The organism is Nesterenkonia massiliensis (assembly GCF_000455245.1).
Taxonomy (GTDB): domain Bacteria; phylum Actinomycetota; class Actinomycetes; order Actinomycetales; family Micrococcaceae; genus Nesterenkonia; species Nesterenkonia rhizosphaerae.
On sequence record NZ_HG005166.1, the window covers coordinates 456,308 to 463,030 of the forward strand.

Genomic DNA, 6,723 nt, shown 5'->3' on the forward strand with positions numbered 1-6,723 from the left:
ACGGTCCTCGGGGTCGAGGAATGGGCACGGGCGACGGCGAATCAGATCATCAGCTCAGCGGCGCTGACCACCGCGACCGGGAGCGGGCAGAAAGCATGACCGTACTGCTGACCGTCGTCGGAATCCTCATCGTGGTGGTGGGGATCATCGTCTCCGTGGCCCTGCATGAGATCGGGCATCTGCTGCCGGCCAAGCTCTTCAAGGTCCGGGTCACCCAGTACATGGTGGGCTTCGGGCCCACCATCTGGTCCACCCGCCGGGGTGAGACCGAATACGGCATCAAAGCCATCCTGCTCGGCGGGTATGTCGCGATGATCGGCATGTACCCGGAACCGGAGAAGAAAGCCGACGACGCCGCCGCTACCGGGGAGGAGCCCGGTGAGCAAAAAGTCACCGAGCCCACTGACTCTTATCTGCGGGAAGTCGGCGCCCAGTATGCTGCCCCGCCCATTGAACGCAGCGCCGCCGCCGAGCAGCTGCCTGACGAGGCTAAGCGCACGGTGGCCTCGCACTCCACCGGGCTGTTCCAGCAGATGTCCGCAGAGGCTCGTGAAGTCGCCGCGGAGGAGCTGAAGGAAGGCGATGAGGACCGGCTGTTCTACAAGCTGCCGGCGTGGAAGAAGATCATCGTGATGCTCGGCGGGCCGGCCATGAACGGCCTACTGGCGCTGGGGCTGACGGCGGGCACTATCTCCCTGCACGGCACCAATGAGGCAGTTCCGCGGGTCGCTGAGGTCTATGAATGCGTGGTCTCGGTGCAGGCCTCCGAGGCCGGACGCGATGAATGCACCGCACAGGATCCGCCGGGTCCGGCCTATGAGGCCGGGCTGCGCCCCGGGGACGAGATCATCGAATTCCGTGGCGAACCCATTGAAGAATGGGACGAGCTGACCGCGCTGATCCGCGAGGCCGCCGGCGAATCCAGCCAGCTGGTCTATCTGCGTGACGGCCAGCAGCACACCACTACGCTGACTCCTATCGAGACTGAACGACCGGTGACCGACCGACTCGGCCGGGTCCAGACTGACGCAACTGGTCAGATGATCACCGAACCGGTGGGCTTCATCGGCATGGGGGCCGATCAGGAGGTCATCCGGCAGCCTCCCTGGGAGGCCGGGCCCATCGTATGGGCGCAGACCGAAGCGGTGGTCGGCGTCGTCGCCACCCTGCCGGTGCGGATGTATGACGTGGCGGTGACCACATTCACCGATGCTGAGCGTGATCCTGACGGACCGGTCTCGGTGGTCGGCGTCGGGCGTATTGCCGGGGAGATCTCTGCCCAGGATCAAATCCCCTGGGAGTCTCGGCTGGCGACTCTGCTGTCCCTGGTGGCCGGGGTCAACGTGGCGCTGATGGTCTTCAACCTGATCCCGCTGCTCCCCCTGGACGGTGGACATGTGGCCGGTGCGCTGTGGGAGGCGCTGCGCCGCCGGCTGGCGAAGCTGCGGGGCCGGCCTGACCCGGGTCCCTTCGATATTTCGAAGCTGCTGCCGCTGACTTATGTGGTGGCGATTCTGATGTTCGCTATGGGCGGTCTGCTGATCTCCGCAGACATTGTGGACCCTATACGCCTCTTCGAGTGACGACGGCGGACAAGCGGGTCCGCGCACGCCGATACACTGGATGACATGACCGCCATCAATCTCGGCATGCCCAGTGCACCTCCGCCGGTCCTCGCCCCGCGGCGCAAGACACGCAACTTCTACGTCGGATCGGTCGGGGTCGGCAGCGACCACCCCATCTCGGTGCAGTCGATGACCACCACCAAGACCCATGACATCAACGCCACGTTGCAGCAGATCGCAGAGCTGACCGCCTCTGGCTGTGACATTGTGCGCGTGGCCTGCCCCACCGATAAGGACGCGCAGGCGCTTCCGATCATCGCGATGAAATCGCAGATCCCGGTGATCGCAGATATCCACTTCCAGCCCAAATACGTCTTCGCTGCCATTGAGGCTGGCTGCGGTGCAGTGCGGGTGAACCCCGGCAATATCCGCCAGTTCGATGACAAGGTCGGCGAGATCGCCAAAGCCGCCAAGGATGCCGGAGTGTCCATCCGGATCGGCGTCAACGCCGGTTCCCTGGACAAGCGACTGATGTCCAAATACGGCAAGGCCACCCCGGAGGCGCTGGTGGAGTCCGCCGTCTGGGAGGCGAGCCTCTTTGAAGAGCACGATTTCCACGACTTCAAGATCTCCGTGAAGCACTCTGACCCGGTGGTCATGGTGGAGGCCTATAAGCAGTTGGCTGAGCGCGGCGACTGGCCCCTGCACCTGGGTGTGACAGAAGCCGGACCCGCATTCCAGGGGACTATCAAATCCGCTACCGCCTTCGGCGCACTGTTGTCCCAGGGCATCGGTGACACCATCCGCGTCTCGCTCTCTGCACCACCGGCCGAAGAAGTCAAGGTCGGCAACCAGATCCTGGAGTCGCTGAACCTTCGCCCGCGCAAGCTGGAGATTGTCTCCTGCCCCTCCTGCGGTCGCGCCCAGGTGGATGTCTACACCCTGGCTGATGAAGTCACTGCAGGGCTGGAGGGTATGGAGGTTCCGCTGCGCGTTGCCGTGATGGGCTGTGTGGTCAACGGACCCGGTGAAGCCCGCGACGCCGATCTCGGTGTGGCCTCCGGCAACGGCAAGGGCCAGATTTTTGTCAAGGGCGAGGTCATCAAGACCGTGCCCGAGGACCAGATTGTGGAGACCCTGATCGAAGAGGCTAACCGCCTGGCCGAGCAGATGGACCGCGAATCCGGAGAGGACGCTGCTGCCGGTGCCCCTGTGGTCTCCGTCAGCTAACACTCCTACCGCCAAGGTGGCACGCGCCACCGGCGGTGCAGTGCGGGTGCTGAGCCACCAGGACACACCCGCACTGCATAAGCTGCTGGATGCTGATCCAGTAGCCAACGTCACCGTCACTGCCGCCGTGCGTCAACGCGGCAGCGCCGGGCCTGGCAAAAGCCGTGCCGGTGCGCTGATTCTGGGCGTCGACGGCGCCCAGGCAGGTGAGCTGCAGGCCGCCTGCTGGCTGGGTTCCAACGTGATCCCGGTAGGCGGCGACGCCGCGGACGGAGAGCTTTTCGGGCTCGCAGCCGGGGCCTTGCGGCGTCGAGTCTCCTCCATTTACGGCCGGGCTGAACCGGTGCTGGCACTTTTTGACGCCACCCGATGGAATAACCACCGCGAAGTTCGGCCCAACCAACCGCTGATGGTGATCACCGGAGCACCCGCCGTCGAACCTTTGCCCGGGGTGCGACCCTCTCGGATGGAGGAGAACGCTGAGGTGGAACGGGCATGTGCGGCGATGTTCACCGAGGAGCTAGGTTTCTCCCCGTACCAGCAGGGCGGCGCTCAGTACCGGGACCGGATCCGCGGGCTGATCCGCAGCGGCCACTCGCTGATCAGCGTTGATGAACCGTCCGGGCAGATTATCTTCAAAGCCGAGTTCGGCGCCGTGATTGATGAAGTGGCGCAGATCCAGGGGGTATGGGTCAACCCGCGCTGGCGTGGTCGCGGACTTGCCGCACCGGGGATGGCGGCGGTGGTCGAATACGGTCTGCAGCTGGCCCCTACGGTCAGTCTCTACGTCAACAGCTGGAATATCCCGGCCGTGCGCACCTATGAGCGCGTGGGCTTTAGGTACGACGGCGCCTACGCCACGGTGCTGTTTTAACGCCGGTTGTCCTCGCGGGACGCCCTCTCGCTTTACCATGCGGTTTTCAGAAAACCATCCCGGATACGGGGCGGTAATGTGAAAACTGGATGGTAAAACGCATGCCGTTGCGCTGAGCCGCTGGGCCGCTGGGCTGCTGGGCCGGATGCGGTGGAAACTGGTCAGCACGAAACAGCGCTGCGCACCCTCGCCCGCCTGGTGAGTCAGGAACCTCGAGCCGCCGAGCTGTTCATCGAGACTCGCGATGCCTCCGGCACGGTGCGGCGATTCACTCACGCGGCGCTATTGGATGCCACCGCTGTTGAAGACGTCAGCCAGGATGCGCTGATCTCCATCGCCTCGTCGCCGTTGCCGCGCTGCTAGGAACTGGTGGGTGTAGTGCTGCTGGGCCAGAACCCTGGACCTGCCTCCTCCCAGGACGGCGTCTGGCTGAGCATTGCTGGCCCGGGGCAAGTGAACATCGGCGAGCCCGCGCAGGTCGAAGCTGAGGCGACAGCTGCGGATTCGTGGGTGTGGATCCTTCCCACCGGCCGGCATGTGACCGACGAGGACCAGGTCCAGCTCACGCCCACAGCAAGGTTCCTCCACCGACTCGACCCTCAACCATGAAGACGCCGTTGACACCATCACCTACCCCATCGCCGGCAGCTCCGGAATCGAGGGCGGGATCTCCATGGGGGTTCATTCCTGGAAAGTCACCGACCAGGGCATGCTGCTGACTATGAGTTTTGTGCCGGATTATGACGACTCTGACGGGCCAGTACGATTCTTCGACGGACTGTACATCGCAGGAAACATCGATTCCTACCTGCTGCCGGCGGTCAACGACCGACGAAACATGGAGGCCTACTATGTTCCCGACGCCGAGGGCGAGCACCTCAGCGGATGGACCTACTTCCTCACTGAACCGTGGGCCTCCTCTATGGATATCCACGTGCGTTCCGGGGAGACGGCGGTGCTCTGGGCCTACTACCCGGTCCCCGAAGACAAAGTTGACACCGTCGAGGTCGCAGTAATGCCCGGCGTGCAGGACTTCCGGGACGTACAGATCAACTGGGGCGACTACGAGCCGGGAGACTACGGCAACGCGGCCGAGGTGGATGGCGATGAGTGAGACACGTGCAATCCGGTGCCTCCGGCCGGTGAGTGCCGGGCTGCTCTCGGCAGCGCTGCTGATGGGCACCGTCGTAGGGGCCTCCGCTGATGATGAGCAGCCCTCCGGACCTCCTGAAGCGCCGGAGGGCATTGGGGCTATTGAAGATTTCGTCGCTCGCTACGACGGCGGGGAGTTCATCCGCCGCTTTGAGGGCAGCGAGTTCGTCGCCCGGCTCGGTGCCCGTGCGCCGGAGGAGACGGCGGTCATCGTTTTGGAGACAGACATCCTCTTCCCAGCGATGGACTGGGAGCTGCCTGAGGGTGCTGGACCGGCGATCGCCGAGCTCGCCGAGGAAGTCGCCGAAGGCGCGACTGTGGCGATCCACGGCCACACGGACTCCAATCCTGTTCCGGAGGCCTATGACTTCGATAACCAGGAGCTGTCAGAGAATCGGGCGCAGGCCGTAGCTGATGCATTGGCTGAGGAACGCCCGGACCTGCAGCTCACGGTTGAGGGCTTCGGAGACTCCAATCCGGCAGTGGAGGAGGATGAGGAGGATCCCTCCACCTTCGCCGCCAACAGACGTGTGGAGATCCGGTACGGCTGAGCAGCGTTGAGGTGAGAGGCGCCGTCGTCAGCTCTGGGTTGGCAGTACCGGGCTAGGCCAAGGATGTACGACGACGTCGCGGAACACCGGCCTCGTTGAGGATGCGGTCCAGCCGACGGGCATCCTGCAGGCTGGACCAATCCCAGCGGATGACGCGGTAGCCCAATCGGCGGATGGCGTCTTCGCGCTTCTTCTCCTTCAACACCGCCTCCTGAGCGGTCATCCCGAAATCGGCGGCCTTGAGATACTTCTGGTCGCCGTCGAACTCTCCGGCAATGCCGGCCGAGTCCCACATGAAGTCCACGTACGCGATTGTGCCGTCGCGGAGGGTCAGCTTGGTCTGGAGGTCCGGTGGGTCGTAGCCCAGCTGATGGATCAGCACCCGAGAGAAGGACTCCCCAGGGTTTTCAGCCCGGGCATCGGATAAGTCCCACGCGCGGCGAGTACGGCTGCGGGCCCGCATTGACGGCAGCACCTCCGCCCAGCGGTGAAGGTCTTCCTCAGTCCCGGCGCTGCGTAGGCGGTGACGGCCGGCGCGAAAGGCATCGATGAGCGCTACCGCTGCTGGTTGCGTCAGCCTGTGGACGGTGTCCAGCAGTACGAACTCAAGCGGCTCCGTGCGCAGCGTGATTCCTGAGACATCCGCGCAGCTCAGCTCGGGCAGGGGTATGTCGATGAGACCCGCCGCATAGCGCACGGTGACTGGAAGTGCGCCACTGCTGTGCTGGGCAGGATGGAAGGGCCCCGGGTACCGGAAACCGCGGTTGGGGATGCTCTGAAAGATACGGGTCAGGTCCTGCCGCCTGGTTCGGGAAGAGGGCTTTGCTGCGGAGAGGAGGTCTTCGAGCCTGCGCTGCGAGGCAGCACCTGTCATGGACCGGAACGGTCTTCTTCCGGTATTGGCGTTGTCTGCGACCCGCACATCCACGTGGGAGGGTGGCTGCAGGAGGCTGAAGCCGTGAAGAAGAAGTGCGGTCTCTCTACAGAAGATGGCTTTGGGTTGGCGAAGCGCCTGTGCGGCTGCCGCGATGAGGGGGCGTTCCCAGGCAGGGGACTGCACCCAGGCGAGGGCATCGAGGTAGACGCCCTGCCGCAGCCGGACAAGACGGCCGGCGTCGGTGGCGCGGCCGAGCGTCAGTGCACTGGGATCGTCGCCGTCGCGCGAAGCGACGAGGAGGGGACTTGTCTCCCTTGGTGGAGTCATACCCCCGAATATGGCGCATCGGGCACCGGGGTGTCAGTAAGGTGCGCAGATCTGTGGAAAACGACGGCTGCGCATCAAGTACGTGGGCGACGAAATACCATACGGTTTTCGCAATACCACCCCGTATACGGGGAGGTATTGCGAAAA

8 protein-coding genes are annotated in these 6,723 nt (G+C 64.3%); 7 read left to right on the forward strand and 1 reads right to left on the reverse strand.

All coding sequences use genetic code 11. The features are described from left to right. Positions 1-95: 95 nt before the first annotated feature. The 7 genes from TX78_RS05270 (at position 96) to TX78_RS13945 (ending at position 5,372) form a co-directional block, all read left to right on the forward strand. A complete protein-coding gene (locus TX78_RS05270) occupies positions 96-1,583 on the forward strand; it encodes a M50 family metallopeptidase (RefSeq protein ID WP_044494247.1) in 1,488 nt (495 codons plus the stop codon). A 45-nt stretch (positions 1,584-1,628) separates the two neighbouring features. Continuing rightward, entirely contained in the window at positions 1,629-2,795 is a 1,167-nt protein-coding gene (ispG, locus tag TX78_RS05275; RefSeq protein WP_044494248.1) for a flavodoxin-dependent (E)-4-hydroxy-3-methylbut-2-enyl-diphosphate synthase, read from the forward strand. 16 nt (positions 2,796-2,811) lie between these two features. Further along, positions 2,812-3,669 carry a GNAT family N-acetyltransferase gene (locus TX78_RS05280; RefSeq protein ID WP_233722173.1) on the forward strand — a complete coding sequence of 286 codons (858 nt, stop codon included), beginning with the start codon at positions 2,812-2,814 and terminating at the stop codon, positions 3,667-3,669. 150 nt (positions 3,670-3,819) lie between these two features. Next, the gene (locus TX78_RS05285; protein ID WP_044494251.1) at positions 3,820-4,032 is read left to right on the forward strand and encodes a hypothetical protein; all 213 of its coding nucleotides are present in this window, start codon (positions 3,820-3,822) and stop codon (positions 4,030-4,032) included. 6 nt (positions 4,033-4,038) lie between these two features. Continuing rightward, on the forward strand, positions 4,039-4,278 hold the full coding sequence (locus tag TX78_RS05290) for a hypothetical protein (RefSeq protein ID WP_044494253.1): 240 nt from the start codon (positions 4,039-4,041) through the stop codon (positions 4,276-4,278). A gap of 64 nt (positions 4,279-4,342) precedes the next feature. Beyond that, positions 4,343-4,783 carry a hypothetical protein gene (locus TX78_RS05295; protein WP_044494254.1) on the forward strand — a complete coding sequence of 147 codons (441 nt, stop codon included), beginning with the start codon at positions 4,343-4,345 and terminating at the stop codon, positions 4,781-4,783. Further along, positions 4,776-5,372, forward strand: coding sequence for an OmpA family protein (locus TX78_RS13945; protein ID WP_233722174.1), 597 nt, complete (start codon positions 4,776-4,778; stop codon positions 5,370-5,372). Before TX78_RS05295 ends, TX78_RS13945 begins: the two co-directional genes overlap by 8 nt. Before the next feature lie 52 nt (positions 5,373-5,424). On the opposite strand, the gene TX78_RS12585 is transcribed toward TX78_RS13945, so the two are convergent. Next, positions 5,425-6,576 carry a hypothetical protein gene (locus TX78_RS12585; protein ID WP_049897499.1) on the reverse strand — a complete coding sequence of 384 codons (1,152 nt, stop codon included), beginning with the start codon at positions 6,574-6,576 and terminating at the stop codon, positions 5,425-5,427. Positions 6,577-6,723 lie beyond the last annotated feature (147 nt).

Coding starts and splice junctions, on each gene's coding strand:
- TX78_RS05270 (WP_044494247.1), top strand. CDS start 96: ATGACCGTACTGCTGACCGTCGTCGGAATCCTCATCGTGGTGGTGGGG.
- ispG (WP_044494248.1), top strand. CDS start 1,629: ATGACCGCCATCAATCTCGGCATGCCCAGTGCACCTCCGCCGGTCCTC.
- TX78_RS05295 (WP_044494254.1), top strand. CDS start 4,343: ATGGGGGTTCATTCCTGGAAAGTCACCGACCAGGGCATGCTGCTGACT.
- TX78_RS13945 (WP_233722174.1), top strand. CDS start 4,776: ATGAGTGAGACACGTGCAATCCGGTGCCTCCGGCCGGTGAGTGCCGGG.
- TX78_RS12585 (WP_049897499.1), bottom strand. CDS start 6,576: ATGACTCCACCAAGGGAGACAAGTCCCCTCCTCGTCGCTTCGCGCGAC.